A 230-nucleotide genomic window follows, 5' to 3' on the forward strand; every position below is an offset into this window, starting at 1 on the left:
GTGGTGGAGCTTCACATTTCATTATTCAACTTTTCCTGTGAGAATTTCAAACTTTTTAATATACCAGAACAATTCATACAAGCAGGAAAGTCTGTTCCAGCGTCACCGCCTTTTAACCTCACAGTTGCAATCGAAATATCTGAAAAACTAACTGTGGGGTTCTATTTTGATATTTTATTTACTGCTCGAACTTCAGCATGAAGCCCAGGAGCACCTGCTCTTCCATGAGG

The 230-nt window shown here is 39.6% G+C and carries 1 protein-coding gene; it reads right to left on the reverse strand.

Translation table 11 applies throughout. From position 1 onward, the window contains the following. Positions 1-11: 11 nt before the first annotated feature. Positions 12-122 (reverse strand): hypothetical protein, encoded by a 111-nt coding sequence (locus tag SB749_RS21140; RefSeq protein ID WP_410712048.1) that lies wholly within the window; start codon positions 120-122, stop codon positions 12-14. Between the last annotated feature and the right edge of the window lie 108 nt (positions 123-230).

It is taken from the genome of Brevibacterium sp. SIMBA_078, assembly GCF_046534565.1.
In the GTDB taxonomy this organism is placed as follows: Bacteria; Actinomycetota; Actinomycetes; order Actinomycetales; family Brevibacteriaceae; genus Brevibacterium.